Consider the following 23,547-nt stretch of genomic DNA (forward strand, 5'->3'; position numbering starts at 1 on the left):
CAAACAGCGCTTTAGCCAACCGGGCGTTTGTTTGCCACAAACCGCATCATCCATTCCGCTACGGCAGTACCGTGGTGGTCTTCTTCCAGGCTTGCGATGCCTTTGCCGTACACCTGCTCGCCCAGCGCGTCCTGGCGAATATCCAGCAGCGTGCGCGAATAGTCGTGGATGAACTCGGGATGGCCCTGGAAGCACAGCACCTGGTCGTTGATGTGGTACGCGGCGAAAGGGCAGAAGTCGCTGGTGGCGATGACCGTCGCGCCTTCGGGCAGCGCAGTGACCTGATCCTGGTGGCTGATGAGCAGCGTGAGCTTGTCCAGCGCCGGCGTCATCCAGGGCTGGGTCGGTGCGAGGTTGTAATGATGAATCCCGACGCCCCACCCTTGTGAGGCGCGCTCGGTCTTGCCACCCAGCAGCAGCGCCAGCAGCTGATGACCGAAACAAACGCCCAGCAGTTTGTCGCCGCGCTTGTAGCGTTCGAGCAAGTAGGTCTTCAGGGTTTCGATCCACGGATCGGTACCGAAGGAATCGGCCTTTGAGCCGGTGACCAGATACGCGTCGAACTGCTCCTCATCGGCGGGGTAATCGCCTTGCATGACGTTGTAGACGACAAAGTCGGCGGGCACCGGCTGACGGGCGAAGAGCTTTTCGAACATCCGCCCATAGCCCTGGTATTGATCGACCAGTTCCGGGCGAAGGACGTCGGTTTCCAGAATGCAGATGCGTAACGACATAAAAGTCCCTGATGCGACAAAAGCGAAAATGCGTGGGCTCAAGCCTGCCTTGAAGGACGGGGCAAGGCAAGGCCCGCATTACCCGCACGCGACGGGCTATCACGTGATGGCGCAGCGGGACGATGGTTCTAGAACAGCGAGCCTTCTTCGGCTTTCTGCAGCAGCAACGTAGGCGGCTGAAAGCGTTCGCCGTAGCGCTCGGCCAGGGCGCAGGCGCGGGTAATGAACGGTTTGAGTCCGTACTGGTTGATGAACTGCAACGCCCCGCCGGTCCAGGCAGGGAAGCCGATCCCGAGCATCGAACCGATGTTGCCATCCGCCGTTGATCGCAGCACGCCCTCCTCCAGGCAGCGCACGGTTTCGAGCGCCTGAATGAACAGCAGGCGGTCGCGGATGTCCTGCCCGCCGATCTGCGCCTCGGGCTTCTCGAAGCGCGCTTTCAGTTCCGGCCACAAGTGCTTGGGCGCGCCGTCGGGGTAGTCATAAAAACCGCCGCCGGAGGTCTTGCCTGCGCGATCGAAGTCGTTCAACAGCTGCTCGATGACAGCGTCGGCCGGATGCCCGGCGAGTTCCACGCCCTCTTGGGCCAGGTCCTTTCGCGTCTGCTGACGAATCTGGTTCATCAGCCTCAACGACACTTCATCGGAGACCGCCAGCGGTCCGACCGGCATGCCGGTCTTGCGTGCCTCGGTCTCGATCATCGGCGCGCTGATGCCTTCGCCCAGCATGGCGATGCCTTCGTCGGCATAGGTGGCGAACACCCGCGAGGTAAAGAAGCCGCGCGTGTCGTTGACCAGGATCGCCGTCTTGCCAATCTGCTGAACGAAATCGAAGGCGCGGGCCAGGGTCATGTCGTTGGTACGCCCGCCTTTGATGATTTCCACCAGACGCATCTTCTCCACCGGACTGAAAAAGTGCAGGCCGATAAAGCGCTCCTGCCGGCTGATCGCGCTGGCCAGTCCGGTGATCGGCAAGGTCGAGGTATTGGAGGCAATCACCGCGTTGGGCACCACGACCTGTTCGGCGGCAGCGGTGACCTGAGCTTTGAGCTCGCGATTCTCGAACACGGCCTCAATGATCAAGTCACAGCCTTCAAGGTCGCTGTCGCGCCCCGTCGGCTTGATGCGGGCGAGCACCGCGTCGCGCTGAGCCTCGGTGATCCGCCCATTGGCGACCTGCCGGTCGAGCAAGCGTACGGAGTAATCCTTGCCCTTCTGCGCCGCTGCCAGGTTGACGTCCTTGAGGATCACGCTGACGCCCGCCTGCGCCGTGACATAGGCAATGCCGCCGCCCATCAAACCCGCACCGAGAATACCCACCTTGCGCATGTGAAAGACCGGCGGCGCTTTGGGTCGGGCCTCTGCCGCCTTGACCTGGTTGAGCTGAAACCAGCTGCCGATCATGTTCTTGGCGATGGCGCCTGTGGCGAGTTCGGTGAAATAACGCGCTTCGATTTTTTCTGCCGTGTGGAAATCCACCTGGGCGCCTTCTACCGCAGCGGCCAGGATCTTCTCCGGCGCCGGGTAGCATCCCTGGGTTTTTTTGCGCAGGATCGACGGCGCGATGGCCAGCATCTGCGCGACTTTCGGGTGTGACGGCGCACCGCCGGGCAGCTCAAATTCCGGCCGATCCCACGGTTTGGCCGGTGCCGGATTGGCCAGAATCCATTCCCGCGCCTTGGCCATCAGGTCGTCGGCATCGCTGGCCAGTTGGTCGATCACGCCTGTTTTCAAGGCATGCTCCACGCTCATCGTCCGGCCTTCCATGAGCAGCGGCAACGCACGTTCCAGACCCAGCATGCGCACCAGCCGTACGGTGCCGCCGCCCCCCGGAAGCAAACCGAGGGTGACTTCCGGCAAGCCCAACTTCACGTGGCTGGCGTTCAGTGCGATGCGATGGTGGCAGGCCAGGCATAACTCAAGGCCGCCGCCGAGTGCCGCGCCTTCAATCGCCACCACCACCGGTTTGCCAAAGGTTTCCAGGGCGCGCAGCTGAGCCTTGAGGCCCAGGGTCATCTGATAAAACCCGGAGGCGCTGGCGGCGTCGACCTGAATCAACTCGTTGAGGTCGCCGCCGGCAAAAAACGTCTTCTTCGCCGAACGGATGATCACCCCGGCGATGGCTCCTTTATCTGCCTGCAGGCGCTCGAGGGTCTGCGCCATGGCCTGGCGATACGCCGCGTTCATGGTGTTGGCCTGCTGACCAGGCATGTCCAGGGTCAGCGTGACGATGTGATCTGGGCCGGTTTCGTAGCGAATGGCGTCGGTCATGCGGGCGTTCTTCCTGAAACGTTTATAGGGTTGAGGCGGTAGGCAACGCGGTGTGTGTGCCCCACGATCATGCCCGCTCGATGATCGTGGCAATGCCCATGCCGCCGCCGACGCAAAGGGTCGCCAGGCCATAACGCAACTGCCGGGCCTCCAGCTCGTCGAGAAGCGTGCCCAGAATGATGCAACCGGTGGCGCCCAGCGGATGGCCAAGGGCAATCGAGCCGCCGTTGACGTTGACCTTGTCGGGGTCGACCCCCATGTCCTTGATGAACTTGAGCACCACCGATGCGAACGCCTCGTTGACCTCGAACAGGTCGATGTCATCGATGGTCAGCCCGGCGCGCGCCAGCGCCTTGCGCGTAGCAGGCGCCGGGCCGGTGAGCATGATGGTCGGGTCGGTGCCGGTCACCGCGGTTACCACGATGCGCGCCCGGGGCCGCAGCCCCAAGGCCTGCCCTTTTTGCGCGGACCCCAGCAGCATCAAGGCGGCGCCATCGACGATGCCGGAACTGTTGCCCGGCGTGTGTACGTGGTGGATGCGTTCGACGTGGCTGTACACGTGCAACGCCGTGGCGTCATAGCCCATTTTGCCGATCGCCTCGAAGCTCGGGCGCAGTTTGCCCAGCCCCTCCAGCGTCGTGTCGGGGCGGATCAATTCGTCATGATCGAGCAACAGCAGGCCATTCTGGTCCTTGACCGGCACCAGCGAGCGGCGAAAGGCACCGCGCTCCCGCGCCAGCGCCGCCTTGTGCTGGGATTGCAGGGCGAACTGGTCCACGTCATCGCGGCTGAAGCCTTCCATCGTCGCGATCAGATCGGCGCCGATCCCCTGCGGCGTGAAATGGGTGTGCAGGTTGGTCTGTGGGTCCAGTACCCAGGCGCCGCCGTCGCTGCCCATGGGCACGCGCGACATCGACTCCACGCCGCCGACAACCACCAGGTCCTCAAAGCCGGAGCGGATTTTCATGGCGCCCAGATTCACCGCCTCAAGCCCGGACGCACAAAACCGGTTGACCTGAACCCCGGCCACGCTCACGTCCCAATCGGCGACCAGCGCCGCGGTCTTGGCGATGTCGGCGCCCTGATCCCCGACCGGGGTCACGCAGCCCAACACGATGTCATCCACCAGGCGCGTGTCCAGGTGATTGCGCAGTTGCACCTCTTTCAGCAGCCCCGCCACCAGATCCACCGGTTTGACGCTGTACAACGCGCCGTCCGGCTTGCCCCTGCCACGCGGCGTACGCAAGGCATCGTAAATAAACGCTTCGGTCATCCTGTCCTCGCTCACCCAGTGAAATGCTTTTTTTATTGATCAAGCCAACAGTCGAACTGTCATGAACCTACTGTCTGTCACAGCGCCCGTCGGTACGCCGGTTCGTTTAACAGGGTAGCGGGTTGTGGGAGTTTTCGGACTCTGACGAACGGTAGCGAGCTATTGAAGGAGGGAGATTTTAGGTGCAGGCGTCTAGCAAGGGAATATCTGAGTGATAGCAATCTGCCAAATATTTGCCGGTTATAACCAGCGAAATAGCTAATCCTCAATGATCTAAGCCGCGCAGCACGCCGGCTCTAAGGTTAAGTCAGTAGCAGTGGCGCCATAACAAAATCGATTCACCAGCGCCTGCGTCCGCGATCTGCTGATCGGGGCAGCTGCTCTTTTGGCCTCACCTTTGCCAACCCCGCCTTGGTCACGCCCAAAGCCCGTGGGTTTCTGTCGCTCAGGAATAACAAGAAAAGGCATCCACCATGTTCAAGCGCTCGAAAATACGTCAGGCAGGATTAATCGTTTTCGCCACCACACTGTTGCTGATATTGCCGAACATGACCCGGCTATTTGGCTAACGGACTCATGCGTGCAGCTCGCGCGGCAGCCTCGACAGAATCGCAACGTTCGCGCCGTTCGGCCCCACGCAACGACCCGCAACCGGACGGTATTCACGTTCCAATGTCGGGTTTCTGCCGGGAAGCGGCCAAGTGGCTATTCCGCCGGATGTCATTGCAGGTGCTCTGGCGGATCGAGGGGATGGCTGCCCTGGGCACTGGGCAGCGCGCAGGTTGGTGCAAGCGACGGCAATGAGGCCGCGCGCCCATTGGTACGCTCGGCCGTCATCGGTTACTCAGCCTTGACGTTGCACTTGAATCATCGGCGCCGGCACAGGCTTTTTGGCAGCAGTCGGTACCGCCACCGGCGCTGACGGCGACACCACCACCTTCGCGTGCATTTGCTCGCACCCCCCGCCACGGCGCATGCCGCGCACCGGACAGGCGTCCAGGTAATCCAGGCCGACCGCCAGCTTGAGATGCCGCTCCGGAATGGCCAGTTGATTGGTCACATCGAAGCTGTACCAGGCGTCGTCGATCCACGCCTCTGCCCAGGCGTGGCTGGACAAATGTTCACTGCCGTCGCTGTACAGATAACCCGACGCATAGCGCGCCGGGACACCCAGACTGCGCGCGCAGGCGAGAAACGCGTGGGTGTGGTCCTGACAAACGCCGGCACGGTTGGCGAACGCCTGAGCGGCACTGGTATCGACCGCCGTTGCGCCCGGCGTGTAGACGATGTGCTCGTTGAGCGCGTGCATCATATCGATCAGTGCGGTACGGTCAGTGCGCAGGTGGGTTTGCGCGGCGGCAAACGCACGAATCGCTTCGTCGGCTTCGGTCAGCCGGGTGAAGCGCAAGAACGGCAGTGACGACTGGCTTTCATGTTCCGCCTCACGCTTCTCGTCGATCTCAACCTGCCCACGCGCGCCAATCACGATCGCCTCGTGGGGCTCGTCCAGGGTCAGCACATGAAAGACGTTGCCGAAGGGATCAATCTGCGCACGCACCGGGCGCGGCAACGCCAGTTGCCAGCTCAACACCTGCTGGCGCTCGCTGTCGTGGGGGGTCAGACGCAAATACTGGATGCTGGCGCGGACCTGATCTTCATAGTGATAAGTGGTCTCGTGGCTAATTGAGAGTCTCATGCAGCCTCCAGGTAAGAAGTGTGAATGACGCTACCCAGTTGGGCCAGGAGTGGAATGAATTCGTTCAACCACTCATGCAGGCCCTCATCGAGGATTTCGTCGATGCCGGTGTAGCGCAGACGTGCATCCAGCTCCGCGGCCAGACGTTGGGCGGGACGGCCATTGGCGCCGGGCAGGCTGGCGAGAATGATGTCCAGTTCTTCCAGGCACGCACGCAATGAGCGCGGAATGTCCGCACGCAACAGCAGCAGTTCGGCGACCTGACGGGCACCCGGTGCATCACGATAGACTTCCGTGTACGCCTCGAAGGACGACAACGCGCGCAGCAGCGCACTCCATTGGTAATAGCCGGCGGCCGAACTGTCTGCCGCCGCGTTGGCGGACGGGCCGCGCAATTCGAGCATCTCGTAGCGCGCATCAAGCATGCGCAGGGTGTTGTCGGCCCGCTCGATGAACGTTCCCAGGCGAATGAAACGAAAGGCATCGTTGCGCATGATCGTGCCGTAGGTCGCGCCACGGAACAGGTGTGAACGCTCCTTGACCCATTCACAGAAACGGCTCATGCCGTAGCGACTCAAACCCTGTTCCGCGATGCCGCGAATTTCCAGGTAAGTGGCGTTGATGTTTTCCCACATGTCCGCGGTAATGCGACCGCGCACGGCGTGGGCACTGGCCCTTGCCGCGCCCAGGCAGCTGAAAATGCTTGCCGGGTTGGCAGCGTCCAGGGCGAAAAAGTGCAGCAAGCGCTCGGCATGCAGGTCACCGTGGCGCTCAAGGTAATCGTCCAGGGTCCCGGTGATCAGCAGCGGCATGGCGATTTCATTGAGGCCATCGCCGCGTCCGTCCTGTGGCATCAGCGACAGCGAATAACTGACGTCGAGCATCCGCGCAAGGTTCTCGGCGCGCTCCAGGTACCGCGACATCCAATATAAATCCGAGGCAGTTCTACTTAGCATTGGCAGGCATCCTTAATCCTCGACCACCCAGGTGTCCTTGGTTCCGCCACCCTGCGACGAGTTCACCACCAGCGAGCCTTCGCGCAGCGCAACACGCGTAAGACCCCCGGGCACTACGCGGGTTTCGCGGCCAGCCAGGACGAACGGGCGAAGGTCGATGTGGCGCGGGGCGATGCCGTTCTCGACGAAGGTCGGACAGGTTGACAGGCACAAGGTCGGTTGCGCGATATACGCGTGGGGCTTGGCTTTGAGGCGCGCCCGGAACGACTCGATTTCGGCGGCGGTGGCGGCCGGGCCGACGAGCATGCCGTAACCGCCGGAGCCCTGAGTCTCCTTGACCACCAGATCGCCCAGATTGGCCAGCACGTGGGACAGCTCCTCGGGCTTGCGGCACTGCCAGGTCGGCACGTTCTTGAGAATCGGCTCTTCGTCCAGATAGAAGCGGATCATGTCTGTGACAAAGGGGTAGACCGATTTGTCGTCCGCGACGCCCGTGCCGATGGCATTGGCCAGCACCACGTTGCCCGAGCGATAAGCGGCCAGCAGACCTGGCACGCCAAGCATCGAATCCGGATTGAACGCCAGCGGATCGAGGAATGCGTCGTCCAGCCTACGGTAGATCACGTCGACCGCTTTGGGGCCGTCCGTGGTGCGCATGAATACCCGGTCGTCGCGCACGAACAAGTCAGCACCTTCCACCAGCTCGACGCCCATTTCCCGGGCCAGAAACGCATGCTCGAAGAACGCGCTGTTAAAGCGCCCGGGCGTCAGCACAACGACGCTCGGGTTATCCAGAGGGCTCGAGCTTTTCAGCGTGTCCAGCAACAGATTGGGGTAGTGATCGATCGGGGCGATGCGTTGCGCAGCGAACAGTTCGGGGAACAGCCGCATCATCATCTTGCGGTCTTCGAGCATGTAGCTGACGCCGCTTGGCGTGCGCAGGTTGTCCTCGAGCACGTAATACGTGCCGTCGCCATCACGCACCAGATCGACACCGGAGATATGCGAATACAGGTCGCGATGAAGGTTCAGGCCCTGCATCGCCAACTGGTACTGCTCGTTGGCGAGCACTTGCTCGGCCGGAATGATCCCGGCCTTGATGATGCGCTGATCGTGATAAAGGTCGGCAAGGAACATGTTCAGCGCCTTGACGCGCTGAATACAGCCTCGCTCCACCACCCGCCACTCGCTGGCGGGAATGCTGCGTGGAATGGTGTCGAAGGGGATAAGCCGCTCGGTTCCCTGCTCGTCCCCGTACAGCGTGAACGTGATCCCGGCGCGATGAAACAATAAATCGGCCTCACGCCGGCGCTGAGCGAGCAACTCAGGCGGCGCTTCGCCCAACCAGCGGGCAAATTCCCGATAATGCGGACGGACTGCGCCGCCTGCATCGTACATCTCGTCATAAAAGGTGCGGATCATGCCGTACTCCTTGTCACCATGGACGCCAGAGCCTTCGCAAGGCCCGTGCCATCGGCATAAACGCTTGATAATCAATGACTTGGATTAAACAGCCAGAGCACCCGCACCATTCCTGTGCACGATGCGCCCTCACCTGTTGTCGAGCGCTTCATGGCGAAGCGTTCCGCGCTTTGAAAATCTATCGCACGCATAGCCAGAGTTCATTTCCGCCCGGTACGCGACCTGAGCACAATCACCCCATACCGCAGACCAGCCCGCCGGATCTCACAAGGCGACTGGCTGCAACATCTTATTGGCAAGACCACCCAGCATTCCCTTTCCGCCGCTCTCGAGAGAGCGGCTTTTTTTTGCCTGTGATTCAGCTCGGTGCATCCCCCGCTCCGCTCCTCTTGGCGGAGGCGGGATACAGCGGTCAACGACGCATCCGGTCGCTTATCTGTGGATTCAATGCAGGCGCTTGAGTTCCTGCTTGACGCCCCACCCTTCAACTTCCCCGTCCAGCCCGAAAATGGCGGTCTGGAAATCCTGTTCGAAGTCGCCTATCCCGTCATAGGTTGCGTACATCAATTTGCTCAGTTCCAGGTGCCACGCACCGTCCTCAAGCGCGTTGAGCTGGACATTGACTGACTCGCCACGGAATTTTTCCGCAGCCTGACGCGCCCGGTCCTCGTCCGGAAAGGTGGCATAGAACTCGATGGGGTGAATGCGTGCGAAGTCGAAACCGCCTTCTTTCATGCAGCGCAGAACATGGCTGCTGACGTCTTCTTGATAGGCTGTGCTCATGAAACGTCCTCCTATGCAACGATAGATAGAGTTTCAACTATCCCGAAACACCCCTCGATGGCGAGGCGTGTAGCGGCAGGTCATCTGCCGCCCGGGACTCAAGCATGTCGCTGAACAGGCCGGTGCGTTTTACAAAACGGGCATACGTACGCGAGCTGACTCGGGTAGATGCTTCACCGGCCTTGCTGGCAGAGTACGCCCATTGAGAGCGCCTTGCCAATTGCCGGAATGGCGTGGAATGCGGGCGTGTTACGGAGCCTGGACGATAGAGATGATCTGTACCGCGTTCTGCTCTTTGAGTGTCTTGACGGTGGGCTCGGCCGTGCGACCGTCGAGGTCATTGAGGTCTAGATCACTGGCAACCGGGAACAGGATCGGACGGAGTCGCTGCGCAGCCTCTTCTTCACTGGGACGATGATCGGATTCAAGCTCGAGGGTCTGCTGCACACCGTCTTTGTCCAGAAACGAAATAGTCCACACGTTCATCAATGTCTCCTCAGTAAAGGCCGGACAGCGGCCTACTGATCTTGACCTTTGCCGCGCAACGACGTTCAACCCGGCTGGCCTGCGCACGCGTGAGTCCATCGCCCCGACCCGGACCGCCCAGGCAAAAAAAAACGCCCCGGTCTCGGGGCGTTTTCATCAGGCTGCACTCATTGTGGCTTGGCGTCTTTGACCCCTGCCGTGTTGTCCAGCAGGCTCTTGGTCGCGGTCTGCAGGAAGCTGTCGAGCTTCTTGCGCAACTCGGCAACGTCTGGCGCATTCGGCATCAGCTCGGCGTGGGGCTTGTTGCCCAACTCGTAACTGTAGACTTTCGGCTCCATTTCCTTGGGTTCGATCAGGATCCGGTTGCCGGTGACCAGCGCAACGGTCTGCTCGCTGCCCGAAGGCTTGATCACGCCAAAGCCCTCGTCGCCCGCAGGCAGGTTGAGCAAGTCGCGGCCCCAACACTGGTGCACGGTGTCGCCACCCAGCCGGCCCATGATGGTCGGTACGATGTCGATCTGCGTGCCGACGATGCTGCTGCGCTTGCCGAACTTGTCTTGCAGGCCCGGGGCGATCATCAGCATGGGCACGTTGAAGCGGCCCAGGTCCATCTCGGTGATCTGCTCGTTGTTGCCGAAGCCGTGGTCACCGACGACCACAAACAGCGTGTCCTTGTAGTACGGCTCTTTCTTGGCCTTTTCGAAGAACTGGCCCAGCGCCCAATCCGAATAACGCATGGCGGTGAGGTGCTCATCCAGCGTGCCATGCCCCGTCACGCGCTCGACCGGCAGATTGGTCGGTAGCGCGTACGGCGTGTGGTTGGACAGGGTTTGCAGCAAGGCATAGAACGGCTTGCCTTTGGCTTCGCGCGCTTTCAGTTCTTCGGCGCCCCGGTCGAACATGTCCTGATCGGAAACACCCCAGGTCGGGTCCGAGAACACCGGGTTGACGAAGTCATTACGACCAATGAAGTTGGTCATGCCCTGGTTGCTGAAGAAGCCCGACTGGTTGTCCCAGGCGAAATCACCGTTGTAGACGTAAACGTCATCGTACTTGCGTGCACTGAGCAGCTGCGGCAAACCGGACAGCTTGTGGCTGCCTTCCGGCGTCTGCATCAGATACTCGAAGCCCGGCAGGTTCGGGAAGCACGCCATGGTTGCGAACATGCCCTGATGGGTATGCGTCCCGTTGGAGAAGAAACGGTCGAAGAGCAGGCCTTCCTGGGAAAGCTTGTCGAAGTAAGGCGTGATGTTCGATTCATCGCCCAGCGCACCCACCGAATGGCCGGCGAAGCTTTCCATCAGGATCACGACGACGTTTTTGATCGGCAGCGTGTTGGCCTGCGGCGGCGTGAAATCGCGACGGACCGCGGCTTTTTCGGGGTCGATCAGCTTGTCATTGGCCGTCAGCAGCATGTCACGTACGGTCTGCTGGGCTTCGGCCTGCGGCAGGGTCGCCTTCCAGATGTTGTCACGGTCCTCAGACATCCGGCTCTTCGCCGCTGCGATCAGCGTCAGCGTGCCGTTGAGACCCAGGGTGTTGGCGAAATTGGAATCAGTGGTGTACGCATCGCCCCAACGCAGTGGCGGGCCCTGACGCAAGGTGCCGCGCGCGGCGATGACGGCCACCACCAGGCACAGCAGGAAAACCACGGCGCGCTTGTACAGCGGCGCGACCACACGGTTGTCGGCACTGGCGACATTGAACCCTCCACGCGGGCGGGTCAGACGATCAACGCCTTTGAAGACCAGGCTCAGCAGCCAGGTCAGCAGCGCCCACGCCAACAGATAGCGAACCACCGGATAGCCGTACCAGAGCATGCTCAGAACGGTTTTCGGGTCTTCTTTGACGTACTGGAAAACCAGACCATTGAGGCGCTGGTGGAATTCACGATAGAAGTCCATCTCCATCAGGCCGAAGAACGCCGTCAGGCTCGCGACCAGTGTCAGCCAGAAGCGAAACACTCCACGGGCCGCCATCATCCGCGCACTGAACAGGGATAGCAGGAGGGGAATCAGGATGTACACGACCAGACGCAAATCGAATCGCAGGCCATTGCCAAACGCCTCGACGAACGTCGAAGCCGGCGTCGCGCCGATGCCTTCGCGGTTATAAACCAGCAGCGCTACGCGCAAGAGGGTGTACAGGACCATCAGCACCAGGCCGCTCAGGAGCGTATAGGCCAGGTGCGATTTGACGGTAGGTTGCGGCGCGCGCGCCGGGGCGTCCGTTTTGGCCATGTGTTGTGGGATCCGTTGGATTCAGGTTTAGGTTCAAAAGCTGTACGCCCGACCACATCGAAATGCCGGTCCGGGCCGCGGGGGGCAAATATTACGTGAACCCCTGCGGTTTACCACCGATCCCGCGCATTCTTCATGACGGATCGGCACAAACGCTTATCTCAATCAGTTGGCAAGCTCGGCCGTTTGCAGGCTTGGAACGGCGCGAATCTTCCCGAAGAAACGGTGAAAATTCCGTTCATTGATGCTGCTTCTCATACTTTCTTACAAAGCCTTGAGCAGCGCTCACGCCTTGAAGGTCTGGGCATACCGGTCAACGGCGAGTGCTATGGCTTCGAAAACAGCGGGAGCATGTGGGGTCAGCGAGACGTTTTCTTCCAGCGAAGCCTGCACCGCCGCGATCAGTCGCGCGATGCGCAGGTTCGGTTTGCGGATGTCACACGTCGACGCCAGAGTCAGAATGCCAAGCCTCGAGCCGAACAGGCTTTTCGAGCCATCCAGGCGCAGGGCCAGCGCGTCATCCTTTATATACGCGGTCGTGTTGACGATATCGTAGGCCGGCGCCAGGCGAGCGTCCGCCCCCAGCGGATCGCGATACAGCAGCCCGAAGTTCTTCAGATGAGCGTCGCCGTTGCCGACCATGCAACTGAGCGCGACGATGTCGAAGAATTGGTCCAGCGAATCACGCACGTGCTCGGGCGCGCAGAACAGGCGAATGGCCTTGGCGATGTTCTCGTAGCTGGAATCGTACTTCTGTTCCGTGCCCAGCCCCATCAACACCGCCATGTCCTCGAAGCCGATGGCGCGCTGCTCATCGTCACGATCAAAGCGGCGCATGACGAACAGCTGGCGGTTATCCGACAGGTAAAATTCCGGTACCGGCATGCCGGCTCTGCGCGCAGCGTCCATGCACACGTATTCGTTGACAGCCAACCCGGGGAAGTCCGCTCTCCCCGACTTGACGATCAACTCGGGCATCAACAGCGTAGCTTTGGGGTCCGCGACGAAATCCGAGTCGGGCACGATGACCTTGGGTTGAACACCTGAAATCCCGGTGCGCAAAATGTATTCGTCGACCAGTTCGGCGAACAGGTCCTGCGTCCCGTCCCAGCTGAGTATCTGTCCCAGGCTTCTGCCCGCGCCGGGGCTCGCACCGCCCAGCAGATCGTCAATCATGGGCGACGCTACCGCGACGCGCCCAACGGGCGAGCCACTGCCGGTCAAGGCCATCAGCAGCATGGGGTTGATGGGCGTGGTCTTGGCGAGGCGATTGCGCAACTGTTCCAGCACAAAGCCTTCGGGCAGGTTCATCTGGAACACCGGGTGCAGGCTGCGCGAGACGTAAGCCGCATCGCGAACGCTCATGGTCAGGCTGATTTGAGACTCGGGGCGTGCGTCCAGGCCGTAACGAAACAGGTAGTCGCCTGATGGCGCCGCGGAGAGCTCTCCGCTTTCACCCTGCGGGGTGAAAATGCGTACGCGATCCAGCGGTTTCACTGGAACACCTCGCGCAGCTCTTCAAACGTCGGGCGTCGGGCTGCCACGACCTTTATCTCGGCATTCAACGCGGCGAGGACCTTGGCGTAGAAATTCACCGCCACGGTCGGGCTGCCTTTTTCGACTTCAGCCAGCTTTTGCCGGGTCATGCCCGACTGATAGGCAAGCTGAACCTGAGTAAGACCGCGTGATTTGCGCATCTCCTCGATCTGGCTGCCCAAACGCTCAAGCAATAACGTCGCGTCCATTTGTCATGCCTACATAACATTCACAGGTAAATGGAATGTATACATGACACCCGCGACGGACAAGAAGAAGTTACGTATGCGTGACATAAAGATATCCATGCAACGTATACGTAACATCCAGGTAGGTCAGTCGTTGCTTGGTTTGCTGATGGCCTGAAGCACATACTGCGGCAATGCGAAGGCACCGAGGTGCACCTCAGGGTTGTAGTAACGGGTGACGATGCCGCTGCCGGCGAAGCGCTGACGCAGCGTATCCAGCGAGATCTTGCGATGCTGCGAATCCGTCGAGCCCCAGGCGAAGGTCATGGCGCCGCCGATGTAAGTGGGCACCGCGGCCTGATAAAAATGCCAGTCGGCGAACAGCCCGTTCATGCGCCCTGCCGTGGTCTGCACTTCGCTCAATTGCATGAACGGCGTGCCGTTCTGCGTGACCAGGATGCCGCCTTCGTTGAGGCAACGATGGCAGGCCTGGTAGAAGTTTTCCGAAAACAGTACTTCGCCCGGCCCGATCGGGTCCGTCGAATCGGAAATGATGACGTCGAATTTTTCCTGGGTGTTGGCAACGAAGCGCATGCCGTCGTCAATCACCAGGTTCAGACGCGAATCATCGAAAGCGCCCTTGGAGTGGTTGGGCAGGTATTCCTTGCACATTTCGACCACGGTGCCGTCGATCTCGACCATGGTGATGTGCTCGACCGTCGCGTGCTTGGCGACTTCGCGCAACATGCCGCCATCGCCACCGCCGATGATCAGAACGCGCTTGGCACGGCCATGGGCCAGAATCGGCACGTGGGTGAGCATCTCGTGATAGATGAATTCATCGGCTTCGGTGGTCTGAATCACACCGTCCAGCGCCATGACGCGGCCCATGCGCGGGTTCTGGAAGATCACCAGATGCTGATGCTCGGTGCGCACTTCATGCAGCATTTTTTCCATGCGAAAGCGCTGGCCATAGCCTTCGTACAACGTTTCTTGATAATCGCTCATGGAAGGAGTCCCCGATAACTAGTGATGACAGGACGGCGGGCCGCCCACAAGAAGGCGCGCATTCTACGTCGCGGCGCATGACAGGTCGAATGTCGTGGCGGCCTGGGTGATCCGGTACAAACAAAAACGCCCGACAGGCCAAGCCAGTCGGGCGTCAATGTGTTCGGAAGCCTTGTCGAAAATCTAGATACGCACGTTGCCGCGCGGACCGGCGATTGCCCAGATGATGAGGCCAAGCACCGGCAGGATAACGATCAGCAAGATCCAGAGAATTTTCTTCCCGGTTTCCGCGCCGCTTTTCAGCACGTTGATGATGGCCCAGATATCCAGCGCCAGAATAATCAGGCCAATCAGACCGTTGAAGGTAGAACCCATGGTGTTGCTCCTTATTGAAGGCTTGCCCACTTGAGAGTGGCGGCCTGCGATCAGGGTTCCCTGGGGCGGCGGGGATATTTCTCCACGCGGCTAAACACGGTGGGCCGATCAGGCCTGCGCTTTGAGCGCTTCCAGCGAAGGCTCTATGAACAGGCCGAGTTCGACACCCAGTGCCATGACCCGCTCAACGTCAGCGCCATAGACCAGCACTGTCTGGAGTACATGGTCCAGCGGCTCGCTGACGTCCATCAGCACATACCCGCCCATGTCTTTGTTCATGCTGGAAAGCTGAATCTGAATGCGGTTAAGCGCCGCCAGCGGTTCAGCCTTGGTCAGTTGCCTGGGCTTGATATTGAACGGCACGTCCGGGCCGAACGACGCCATGATCTCGGTGAGCAGGTCGGGGTACGTATCGGCCTGAAGCAGCACGGTGTCGGGAAGGCTGCCGATCACCACCCACTCGCCGAGCGGGATCGGAAAGGTGTCGTCGAAATTGATGTCGGGATTGGCAGTCAGGAACGCTTCAGGATCGGCGTAAGCCTGGACGGCCTCGTCGGCGATTTTTTCGATGTCTTCATCGCTCATGCAGCCGGAGCTGATCTTGCTGATGAATTCGATGAGTGAAGCTTTCATGGCGGATCGTCCGTGTGCTGGAAACAGGCGCGCAGGATAGCGGGAAATGCCGCGCGCCTCTATCGCTTACACAGCCAGGCGGGTCAGTTGCTCGGCCGTTTCGGTCGCGCCCATGGTCTGCGCGGCCATGAGCGGGGTAACGCCCTTGGCGTCCTGAATGTGCGGGTTGGCGCCTTTGGAGATCAGGTAGTCAACAATCGCAGTACGGTTGAACATCGCCGCCATCATTAATGCCGTACGGCCGTCGGCTGAGGCACCCTCGACCTCTGCGCCGGCTTCCACCAGAATCTTCACGGTTTCCAGATCACCCTTGAAAGCAGCGCCGGCGATCGGGCTTTGGCCGTTGTCGTTACGCAGCTCCGGATCGGCCTTGTGCTTGAGCAGCACCCGAACCGCGTCCTGATGACCGTGGTAACTGGCCAGCATCAATAGCGTGTCGCCTTTGTGGTTGCGAAGGTTGGGGGTCAGGCCGTTCTCCAGCAGCCGGTCAAGCATCGGAGCGTCGCCAGCACGGGCCCGATCAAAGACCTGCTCGGCGAATTCCAGTGCTTCTTCGTCTGTCATGCGCGTAGCAGAGCCGGGCGTGGTGGGGGCTTCGGACATTATATGAACTCCATTAGGGCAAAACGGCGCAGGATCAATCAAAAGGGGACGGCAATCCATAGGCCAGGCAACGTATGAGCCGCGGCCAAAGGATCAAGTTCCACAGAAGGCATGCCCGTATGCCGCCAACAATGCCAGCTTCAGCGCCAGGCGCCAAAGCATCGGTTTCAATCAGCCCGATAGCGATTGATCGAGTGCCGTGAAAATTTCTGTAACAGCGCGAAATAAAAGCGGGATACCGCTGTCTCAGTTATGTCAGGACTGCCTGACGCCCTTCCTTGTACCCCGTCGACGGCTCCCAACTCCGGTAAATTGCAGGATGCACAACAGACATTCATGCAAATTGCACGAAGCAGCATTTCAGAAAAATTCGTAACCCTATGTTTTTGTTGAAGTTTATTTTTCCTCAAAAGCTGGCACAGTCACTGCACTAGTCATTCCAAGCTTGTTATCCCATGAGCAATGGAGCCTCTAGACATGACTTTCATCCAAGAAAAATTCGCTTCCGTATTTTCCGATTTCGAAGTCACCACCCAGCCACGTCCAGACGGCGGCGTTCTGTTGACTCTGCGCAACGATGAAGGCACAAACATCCGCCGCTGCGTGTCTTACGCGCAATTGCACACCCCTGTGCAACTGGAATGGGTGATCAGCGCGATCCGTCGCGACCTGGCTGCACAAGCCAGCGAGTTGCCCGCTATATCGATGCTGCAAAGCCAGCACCGCTTTGATTTGCCTACCTACCACACGCGGTAAGTAGCAGGCCGGACAGCTTCCTGCCGCAGCAGTGGATTTCACTCTCATCGAACCCTCCCTTGTAGATCCCGCGATAGTCGATGCTATCGCGGTTTTTTTTGCCTCGGTTTCGGCAGCGTTCACGCGCGCAACGAACCTCGATCGTTGCCTACTGAATGATCCCTCGACACAGCGCTTCGCCCACCGCCTGCGCGCGATTGGTCACCCCGAGTTTGGCGTAGATGCTTTTGAAGTGATGCTTGACGGTCGCCTCCGAGACTTCCTTGATAAGCCCGATCTCCCACGCCGTCTTGCCTTCCCGCGCCCACTTTAGTATCTCGAGTTCCTTGGGCGACAGCGCACGTGTTTGCAGTTGACGGCCCTTCCCCGCCACATGAAGCATTGGCACCAGACTGGTCAGCAGGTAGCGGTCATTGTGCGTGAGTGGGCGCTCCATCCCGTTGAGGGTGCAAATGGTGATCACGCCCTGATTGGAGCGCGTCTGGCTGCTGTACCCGTAAGAAAAAGCGGGTAGAAGGTCGCAATCCTCGACTGCCGCCATGTAGGCCGGTGATGGCGGGTAGGTCTTGAACGCCTCCTCCCAGTTCAAAAAGCCCATGGTGTGGCGGTAGCAGCGAATGACCGGATCTTCGATCATCAGGCGTCCCTGGCAATAAAGATCTTTCCAGTAGCTGTCGACGTTGGACGTGATGCAGCTGAGCAGCACGCCATTGCGATACTGATAAAGCATGGCCCGCTCGCTGCGACATTCGGCCCGCAGCCAGTCAAGTGCGTTGGCGATTGCCGCATCGCCATCCTGTTCAGTGATGCTGCTGACCATCTGTTGTATCAACGGACTCAGCGTCCCTGTCTGCACGTTTTTCATTGTCCCCTCCCTTATGAAACCATCAAATGCGCGGCCCTGATGTCCCCTCGTTTTTTTATGCATGGCAGCTGAAAACGGCGCCAGGTACTGTCGTCGACACGTCAGCACGAGGCGCTGTCAAAAGCTGTCAGGGTCCGACAGGCGAAGGGTTACACAGTCAAGGAGGGTTAAACACAGCGTCGAAAACAAACAGGCATGCCTGACCGTGAAACAAGCAACTGCCCACAAAAGAACAAAAACCTACTTACATTTTTCCGCATTTAGATACAAAAACGGCCAATGTCAGGGACATCGGCCGTCAGTTAAACGCGCGGGCTTCTTCAGAAAGTGCCGGGCTCTATCGACGCAAAACTGCTGACGCAGGTGTGCCCTTCCAGCACTCCGCCATCACGCGCCAGGCCGCAGGTCGCCATGCCAGCCTGTTGCGCCGCATCCAGTTCTTCGACAATGTCAGACAGGAACAGAATTGCCGCCGCCGGGTGCCCGATGCTCGACGCAATGGATCGGTACGACCCCTCCTCGCGCTTGGGGCCGGAGGTGGTATCGAAGTAGCCGCTGAACAAGTCGGACAGATCGCCCGCCTCCGAGCAACCAAAGATCAGCTTCTGCGCCTGGATCGAGCCCGAGGAGTAAACGTAAAGCGCGTAGCCTTCCTGGTGCCAGCGTTGCAGCGCCTCGACGGCGTCCGGGTAGACATGACCCTTGAGCTGACCGGCCTGATACCCCTGCTCCCAGACCATGCCCTGCAATGATTTGAGCGGCGTGGCCTTGCGATCCTCGGCGATCCATTGCAGCAGGATCTCGATCACACGATCGACGTTCGCGTCAGGTTCGGCGCTGTCGTTGCGCACCGCCTGCAACTGCGCGGCGACGTGTGGCTCGTCGGCGTGCTCGCGAACAAAGGCAGGCAGATGCGTTTTGGCGTACGGAAACAGCACGTCGAAGACGAAGCTCACCGCGCTGGTGGTGCCTTCGATATCGGTCAGGATCGCTTTGATGGTCATGGTTGATCAGTCTTCCAGACGCGGGAACTGGCTGGCGATGCTCTCGCCGGTGAACTTGGCCACCCAGCCCTCGGGGTTGTTGAACAGGCGAATGGCGACGAAATGCGGATGCTCGCCCATGTCGAACCAGTGACGAGTGCCGGCCGGAACCGAGATCAGGTCGTTTTTCTCGCAGAGCACGGCATAGACGAAGTCGTCGATGTGCAGGGTGAACAGCCCACGGCCCGCGACGAAGAAACGCACTTCGTCTTCGCCATGCTGGTGCTCTTCAAGAAATTTGGCGCGCAGTTCGGCCTTTTGCGGGTGATCGCTGTTGAGGCTGATCACATCGACCGTCACGTAACCGCGATCTGTCATCAGCGTGTCGATCTGGGTGCGGTACGCGGCAATCACGTCCTCCTGACTGGCGCCGGGGGTGATCGGGGTTGCCGCCTGCCAGCGGTCGAACGCCACGCCGTGTTCGGCCAGGGTCGAGGCGATGTCCTCGAAATGGGTCAATACCTTGTTCGGCAGTTCGGGGGATGACACGTGGTAGACGGAAAGACTGCTCATTCGGGGCTTCCTCGGTTCGGTCCGCGTCTGCCGGCTCTGGGGCCGGTCAGCTGCGTGGATTCAGGCAGTGGGAACGCTGCGGTATTGAAATCAATGATCGGCGGTGAGCGGATCAACGATCAGCGATTGAGCACGGACAGCGTCTTGAGCTCGCACTCGAACAGGAATTCGAAGGCTTCAATCTGGCGCAAGGCATCGCTCATCTTCGCGCCCCAGGTGTACAGCCCGTGACCGCGAATCAGGTAGCCGGCGCAATCAGGGTGCTGATCCAGCCACGGCTGGACCCTGGCAGCGAGCCGGGCGATGTCCTGATCGTTGTCGAAGATCGGCACCACCACCTGTGATTCGTGGGTAACCACGCCGCTGAACGCCTTTTGCAACTCGTAGTCCTCGAACAGCAGATGGTCACCGGCAGTGAGCCGGGACAACACGGTGGCGTTAACCGAATGGGTATGCAGCACCGCGCCTACCGCCGGCCTGCAACTGTAAAGCTGCGTATGCAGCAGGGTTTCGGCCGACGGCTTTTTACCCGGCTCCAGGCTGTTGCCAGCAAAGTCGGTGGCCAGCACGTCGTCCATGCCCAACTGGCCCTTGTGCTTGCCAGAGACCGTCAGCAGCGCTTCGGTTGGCGACAGGCGCACGGAGTAATTACTGCTGGTGGCCGGCGACCAGCCCCGGGCATACAGGAACTGCCCCGCTTCGATGATTTCCCGAGCCAGTGCTTCGCGACTCATACGCGCTCCTCTTTCATACATGTGGCGGTCAGAACAGCGGCGGCCACCGCCGCCAGACTCGCAATGGCAAAGGTCCAGCCGGCGCCAAGCGCGCTCCAGCTGTACCCGGAATACAAGGCGCCCATCGCACCGCCGGTGCCGGAAAGGGCGGCATACAGCGCCTGCCCCTGCCCTTGCTGGCGTGGGCCGAAGCTGCGCTGCACGTAATGCACGGCTGAGGCGTGAAAGCTGCCGAAGGTCGCCGCGTGCATCAGCTGGGCAACGATCAGAATCGCCAGATGATCGGCCAGGTTACCCAACAAAAGCCAGCGCACTGCGGCGATCACGAAGCTGGTAATCAGCACCTGACGAACGCTGAACCGCTGCAGCACACGGCTCATGACCATGAACATCAGCACTTCGGCCACCACACCCAGTGCCCAGAGCAGGCCAATGAGGCCGCGGCTGTAACCGAGGTGCTCAAGGTGCAGCGTGAGAAAGGTGTTATAGGGCCCATGACTCAGTTGTATCAACGCAACACTGACATAGAACGCCAGCACGCCCGGCCTGATCAGTTGCCTGAGGAACCCCTCCCCGGCGACCCGCGCAGCCGACACCTCGGGCTGCGCGTTGGGTACCCACCAACTGCTGGCGACAATACCGAGCAGAATGATCAGCAGCAGTTGCGGGTAGTAATCGAGGCTGAACCACTCCAGCAGCCGTCCCAACAGGACCACCGACAGGATGAAACCGATCGATCCCCAGAGCCGGATCTGGCTGTAGCGTGAAGTCTGACCCCGCAGATGCGTCAGCGTGATGACCTCAAACTGGGGCAGCACCGCGTGCCAGAAAAACGCATAGAGGGCCATGACCATCGCCAGCCAGGCGTAGGACGTGTCAACGAGAATCAGGCTGAAACACGCCAGCCCGCACAGGGCGCCAAAGCGCACGATGGTCAGACGTCGGCCGGTGTAGTCGCCGAGCCAGCCCCAGACGTTGGGCGCAACGCAGCGCATGAGCATCGGGATCGCTACCAGCTCACCGATGCGCGCGGCGGAAAATCCCAGATGGCTGAAATACAGCGCCATGTAGGGCGCTGTTGCCCCAAGCAAGGCGAAGTAGAAAAGATAGAAGCTGGCGAGCCGCCAGTAAGGAAGCGCCGCCACGCTCAGACGACCGCGGCGGCGACGTGCGGCTCAGGCATTACAGCTGACCCAGAATCGGCGTCGTGACGCGCACATCACTGTTCTGCCCGCGGTGGCGGAGCACGTGGTCAACCAGCACGATGGCCATCATCGCTTCGGCGATCGGTGTGGCGCGAATGCCGACGCACGGGTCGTGGCGGCCTTTGGTGATGACCTCGACGGAATTGCCATCGACGTCGATGGAGTGCCCCGGCGTGGTAATGCTGGAAGTCGGTTTCAGCGCAAGGTGAGCAACGATCGGCTGGCCGGAAGAAATCCCGCCGAGGATGCCGCCGGCATTGTTCGACAGAAACCCTTCGGGGCTCATTTCGTCGCGGTGCTCGGTGCCGCGCTGAGCAACACTGGCGAAACCTGCGCCGATCTCGACGCCCTTGACCGCATTGATGCTCATCAACGCGTGGGCGAGTTCGGCGTCGAGGCGGTCGAAGATAGGCTCGCCCAGGCCTGGCTGCACCCCTTCGGCAACGACGGTGATCTTCGCGCCCACCGAGTCCTGATCGCGACGCAGCTGATCCATGTACGCTTCCAGCTCCGGCACCTTGCTCGGGTCGGGGCTGAAGAAGGCGTTGTCTTCCACCGAATCCCAGGTCTTGAACGGGATTTTGATCGGGCCGAGCTGGCTCATGTAGCCACGAACGGTAATGCCCTGGGTGGCAAGAAACTTCTTGGCGATGGCGCCGGCGGCGACGCGCATGGCGGTCTCCCGCGCGGAGCTGCGGCCCCCGCCGCGGTAATCGCGGATGCCGTATTTGTGGTGGTAGGTGTAATCGGCATGGGCAGGCCGGAACAGGTCCTTGATCGCCGAATAGTCCTTGGACTTCTGATCGGTGTTGCGAATCAGCAGGCCGATGGACGCGCCGGTGGTCTTGCCTTCGAACACGCCGGACAGTATCTCGACCTCATCGGGCTCCTGCCGCTGCGTGGTGTGGCGGCTGGTCCCCGGCTTGCGGCGGTCAAGGTCGCGTTGCAGGTCTTGCAGAGACAGCTCGATGCCTGGCGGGCAGCCGTCAACGATGGCGACCAGTGCCGGACCATGGCTTTCGCCGGCAGTGGTGACAGTGAACAGCTTGCCGTAGGTATTGCCGGACATGCGGGAGGCTCCGAGGACGTTCAAAAACTCAAGCGCGCCAGTATACGCAGGCTTAGGGCGCAGTTCATCCTCGAACCTTATTCATTTGGCCGCGTCCAATTGACACTTTATTCATGACGGTCCTGCAATGCTAAGCGCCTTACCCCTGATTCGCGGCTTCTGGCCGCTGCGAGCGATCATCTTGAGCCTGACCCTGCTGTCCTCCATTGCCCACGCCGGCACGCCCGTCGTCCTGCAGCGTCCCATCAGCCTGGACACCGGCACCGGCGAGCTGTTCGGCACGCTGCTGCTGCCCAAGTCGGCCAGGCCCGTGCCTGTCGTGCTGATCATCGCCGGGTCAGGGCCGACCGACCGTGACGGCAACAACTCCGATGGCGGGCGCAACGACAGCATGAAGCGCCTCGCTCTGATCCTCGCCAAACACAACATCGCCAGCGTGCGCTACGACAAGCGCGGCGTTGCGGCGAGCCGCCCTGCGACGCCGGACGAGCGCGACCTGAGCATCGAGAAATACGTCGACGACGCCGTCGCCTGGAGCGCGAAACTTAAAACCGACGCCCGCCTGGGCCCTTTGATCCTGATGGGTCACAGTGAAGGCGCGCTGGTTGCCACCCTGGCAGCGGAACGTGCGGGCGCCGTGGCGTTGATCTCCGTGGCAGGCACCGGCCGGCCTGTGGATCAGGTGGTCCGCGAGCAACTGCAGGACCGCCTCCCGCCTGCGCTGCTGGCGCGCAGCGAGCAACTCATCGAAGAAATCAAAGCAGGCAAGACCGATGACGATGTGCCCGAACCGCTGCAGGTGGTGTTTCGCCCCAGCGTGCAGCCATATCTGATTTCCCTGTTCCGGCAGAACCCGACGGCGGCGTTCGGGCAACTGCACATCCCGACCCTGATCATTCAGGGCCGCAACGATATGCAGGTGGGCGTGGGCGACGCCGAACTGCTGCACAAAGCCAAACCCGACTCGCAGCTGGCGATCATCGACGGTATGAACCACGTGCTGCGCATCGTACCCATGGACATCAAGCGACAGCTGGCGTCCTACAAGGATCCGCAACTGCCGTTGGCCAGCGAAGTCACTGATCGCATCCTGAAATTTCTCGACTCGGTACCAGCCGCCTGAGGCCGAGCCGCGTTGACGCGCGCACCCTTTAGCTTC

The 23,547-nt window shown here is 60.6% G+C and carries 23 protein-coding genes; 2 read left to right on the forward strand and 21 right to left on the reverse strand.

The window, feature by feature from the left end; genetic code table 11:
• Nucleotides 1–11: 11 nt before the first annotated feature.
• The 15 genes from VF672_RS04175 to VF672_RS04245 all read right to left on the reverse strand — a co-directional run bounded on the left by VF672_RS04175 (nucleotide 12) and on the right by VF672_RS04245 (nucleotide 16,203).
• Nucleotides 12–734 (reverse strand): amidotransferase, encoded by a 723-nt coding sequence (locus VF672_RS04175; RefSeq protein ID WP_331101766.1) that lies wholly within the window; start codon nucleotides 732–734, stop codon nucleotides 12–14.
• Nucleotides 735–862: 128 nt separating this feature from the next.
• Nucleotides 863–3,004: a 3-hydroxyacyl-CoA dehydrogenase NAD-binding domain-containing protein gene (locus VF672_RS04180; protein ID WP_331101768.1), complete on the reverse strand. Its 2,142-nt coding sequence runs from the start codon at nucleotides 3,002–3,004 to the stop codon at nucleotides 863–865.
• 67 nt (nucleotides 3,005–3,071) lie between these two features.
• On the reverse strand, nucleotides 3,072–4,277 hold the full coding sequence (locus tag VF672_RS04185; protein WP_331101770.1) for an acetyl-CoA C-acetyltransferase: 1,206 nt from the start codon (nucleotides 4,275–4,277) through the stop codon (nucleotides 3,072–3,074).
• A gap of 844 nt (nucleotides 4,278–5,121) precedes the next feature.
• Nucleotides 5,122–5,973 carry a transglutaminase family protein gene (locus VF672_RS04190; RefSeq protein ID WP_331101772.1) on the reverse strand — a complete coding sequence of 284 codons (852 nt, stop codon included), beginning with the start codon at nucleotides 5,971–5,973 and terminating at the stop codon, nucleotides 5,122–5,124.
• Nucleotides 5,970–6,929 carry an alpha-E domain-containing protein gene (locus VF672_RS04195; protein ID WP_331101774.1) on the reverse strand — a complete coding sequence of 320 codons (960 nt, stop codon included), beginning with the start codon at nucleotides 6,927–6,929 and terminating at the stop codon, nucleotides 5,970–5,972. The genes VF672_RS04190 and VF672_RS04195 overlap by 4 nt, the downstream gene beginning before the upstream one ends.
• Nucleotides 6,930–6,941: 12 nt before the next feature.
• A complete protein-coding gene (locus VF672_RS04200; protein ID WP_037009087.1) occupies nucleotides 6,942–8,351 on the reverse strand; it encodes a circularly permuted type 2 ATP-grasp protein in 1,410 nt (469 codons plus the stop codon).
• 444 nt (nucleotides 8,352–8,795) lie between these two features.
• Nucleotides 8,796–9,134, reverse strand: a complete 339-nt coding sequence (locus VF672_RS04205; protein ID WP_065989401.1) for a ribonuclease E inhibitor RraB — start codon at nucleotides 9,132–9,134, stop codon at nucleotides 8,796–8,798.
• 249 nt (nucleotides 9,135–9,383) lie between these two features.
• Nucleotides 9,384–9,620, reverse strand: a complete 237-nt coding sequence (locus VF672_RS04210) for a hypothetical protein (protein WP_331101781.1) — start codon at nucleotides 9,618–9,620, stop codon at nucleotides 9,384–9,386.
• A gap of 167 nt (nucleotides 9,621–9,787) precedes the next feature.
• Entirely contained in the window at nucleotides 9,788–11,860 is a 2,073-nt protein-coding gene (locus VF672_RS04215) for an LTA synthase family protein (protein WP_331101783.1), read from the reverse strand.
• 285 nt (nucleotides 11,861–12,145) lie between these two features.
• Nucleotides 12,146–13,357 (reverse strand): type II toxin-antitoxin system HipA family toxin, encoded by a 1,212-nt coding sequence (locus tag VF672_RS04220; RefSeq protein ID WP_414705571.1) that lies wholly within the window; start codon nucleotides 13,355–13,357, stop codon nucleotides 12,146–12,148.
• Nucleotides 13,354–13,605 carry a helix-turn-helix domain-containing protein gene (locus tag VF672_RS04225; RefSeq protein WP_331101785.1) on the reverse strand — a complete coding sequence of 84 codons (252 nt, stop codon included), beginning with the start codon at nucleotides 13,603–13,605 and terminating at the stop codon, nucleotides 13,354–13,356. The genes VF672_RS04220 and VF672_RS04225 overlap by 4 nt, the downstream gene beginning before the upstream one ends.
• Nucleotides 13,606–13,731: 126 nt before the next feature.
• A complete protein-coding gene (speE, locus tag VF672_RS04230) occupies nucleotides 13,732–14,592 on the reverse strand; it encodes a polyamine aminopropyltransferase (RefSeq protein ID WP_331101787.1) in 861 nt (286 codons plus the stop codon).
• A gap of 183 nt (nucleotides 14,593–14,775) precedes the next feature.
• Nucleotides 14,776–14,967, reverse strand: coding sequence for a PLDc N-terminal domain-containing protein (locus tag VF672_RS04235; RefSeq protein ID WP_037009073.1), 192 nt, complete (start codon nucleotides 14,965–14,967; stop codon nucleotides 14,776–14,778).
• A gap of 108 nt (nucleotides 14,968–15,075) precedes the next feature.
• On the reverse strand, nucleotides 15,076–15,600 hold the full coding sequence (locus VF672_RS04240; RefSeq protein WP_331101791.1) for a hypothetical protein: 525 nt from the start codon (nucleotides 15,598–15,600) through the stop codon (nucleotides 15,076–15,078).
• 66 nt (nucleotides 15,601–15,666) lie between these two features.
• Complete coding sequence (locus VF672_RS04245) at nucleotides 15,667–16,203, reverse strand: ankyrin repeat domain-containing protein (protein WP_331101793.1); 537 nt, start codon at nucleotides 16,201–16,203, stop codon at nucleotides 15,667–15,669.
• Between the two features lie 477 nt (nucleotides 16,204–16,680).
• On the opposite strand from VF672_RS04245, the gene VF672_RS04250 reads away from it, so the two are divergent.
• A complete protein-coding gene (locus VF672_RS04250) occupies nucleotides 16,681–16,959 on the forward strand; it encodes a DUF3509 domain-containing protein (RefSeq protein ID WP_037009057.1) in 279 nt (92 codons plus the stop codon).
• A 148-nt stretch (nucleotides 16,960–17,107) separates the two neighbouring features.
• Here the strand turns inward: VF672_RS04250 and VF672_RS04255 are convergent, their stop codons facing one another.
• From VF672_RS04255 to aroC, 6 genes are all read right to left on the reverse strand, one after another.
• Complete coding sequence (locus VF672_RS04255) at nucleotides 17,108–17,824, reverse strand: helix-turn-helix transcriptional regulator (RefSeq protein ID WP_331101797.1); 717 nt, start codon at nucleotides 17,822–17,824, stop codon at nucleotides 17,108–17,110.
• Nucleotides 17,825–18,144: 320 nt separating this feature from the next.
• Nucleotides 18,145–18,828 (reverse strand): acireductone synthase, encoded by a 684-nt coding sequence (gene mtnC / locus VF672_RS04260; protein WP_331101799.1) that lies wholly within the window; start codon nucleotides 18,826–18,828, stop codon nucleotides 18,145–18,147.
• 6 nt (nucleotides 18,829–18,834) lie between these two features.
• The gene (locus VF672_RS04265) at nucleotides 18,835–19,380 is read right to left on the reverse strand and encodes an acireductone dioxygenase (protein WP_331101801.1); all 546 of its coding nucleotides are present in this window, start codon (nucleotides 19,378–19,380) and stop codon (nucleotides 18,835–18,837) included.
• Nucleotides 19,381–19,499: 119 nt separating this feature from the next.
• Complete coding sequence (locus tag VF672_RS04270; protein ID WP_331101803.1) at nucleotides 19,500–20,114, reverse strand: methylthioribulose 1-phosphate dehydratase; 615 nt, start codon at nucleotides 20,112–20,114, stop codon at nucleotides 19,500–19,502.
• Entirely contained in the window at nucleotides 20,111–21,265 is a 1,155-nt protein-coding gene (locus tag VF672_RS04275; protein ID WP_331101842.1) for an MFS transporter, read from the reverse strand. Before VF672_RS04275 ends, VF672_RS04270 begins: the two co-directional genes overlap by 4 nt.
• Before the next feature lie 31 nt (nucleotides 21,266–21,296).
• Nucleotides 21,297–22,388 (reverse strand): chorismate synthase, encoded by a 1,092-nt coding sequence (aroC, locus tag VF672_RS04280; RefSeq protein WP_331101805.1) that lies wholly within the window; start codon nucleotides 22,386–22,388, stop codon nucleotides 21,297–21,299.
• A 127-nt stretch (nucleotides 22,389–22,515) separates the two neighbouring features.
• Between aroC and VF672_RS04285 the strand changes: the two genes are divergently transcribed.
• Nucleotides 22,516–23,511: an alpha/beta hydrolase gene (locus tag VF672_RS04285; protein WP_331101807.1), complete on the forward strand. Its 996-nt coding sequence runs from the start codon at nucleotides 22,516–22,518 to the stop codon at nucleotides 23,509–23,511.
• The last annotated feature ends 36 nt before the right edge of the window (nucleotides 23,512–23,547 follow it).

This window comes from Pseudomonas sp. (assembly GCF_036387035.1).
In the GTDB taxonomy this organism is placed as follows: Bacteria; Pseudomonadota; Gammaproteobacteria; order Pseudomonadales; family Pseudomonadaceae; genus Aquipseudomonas.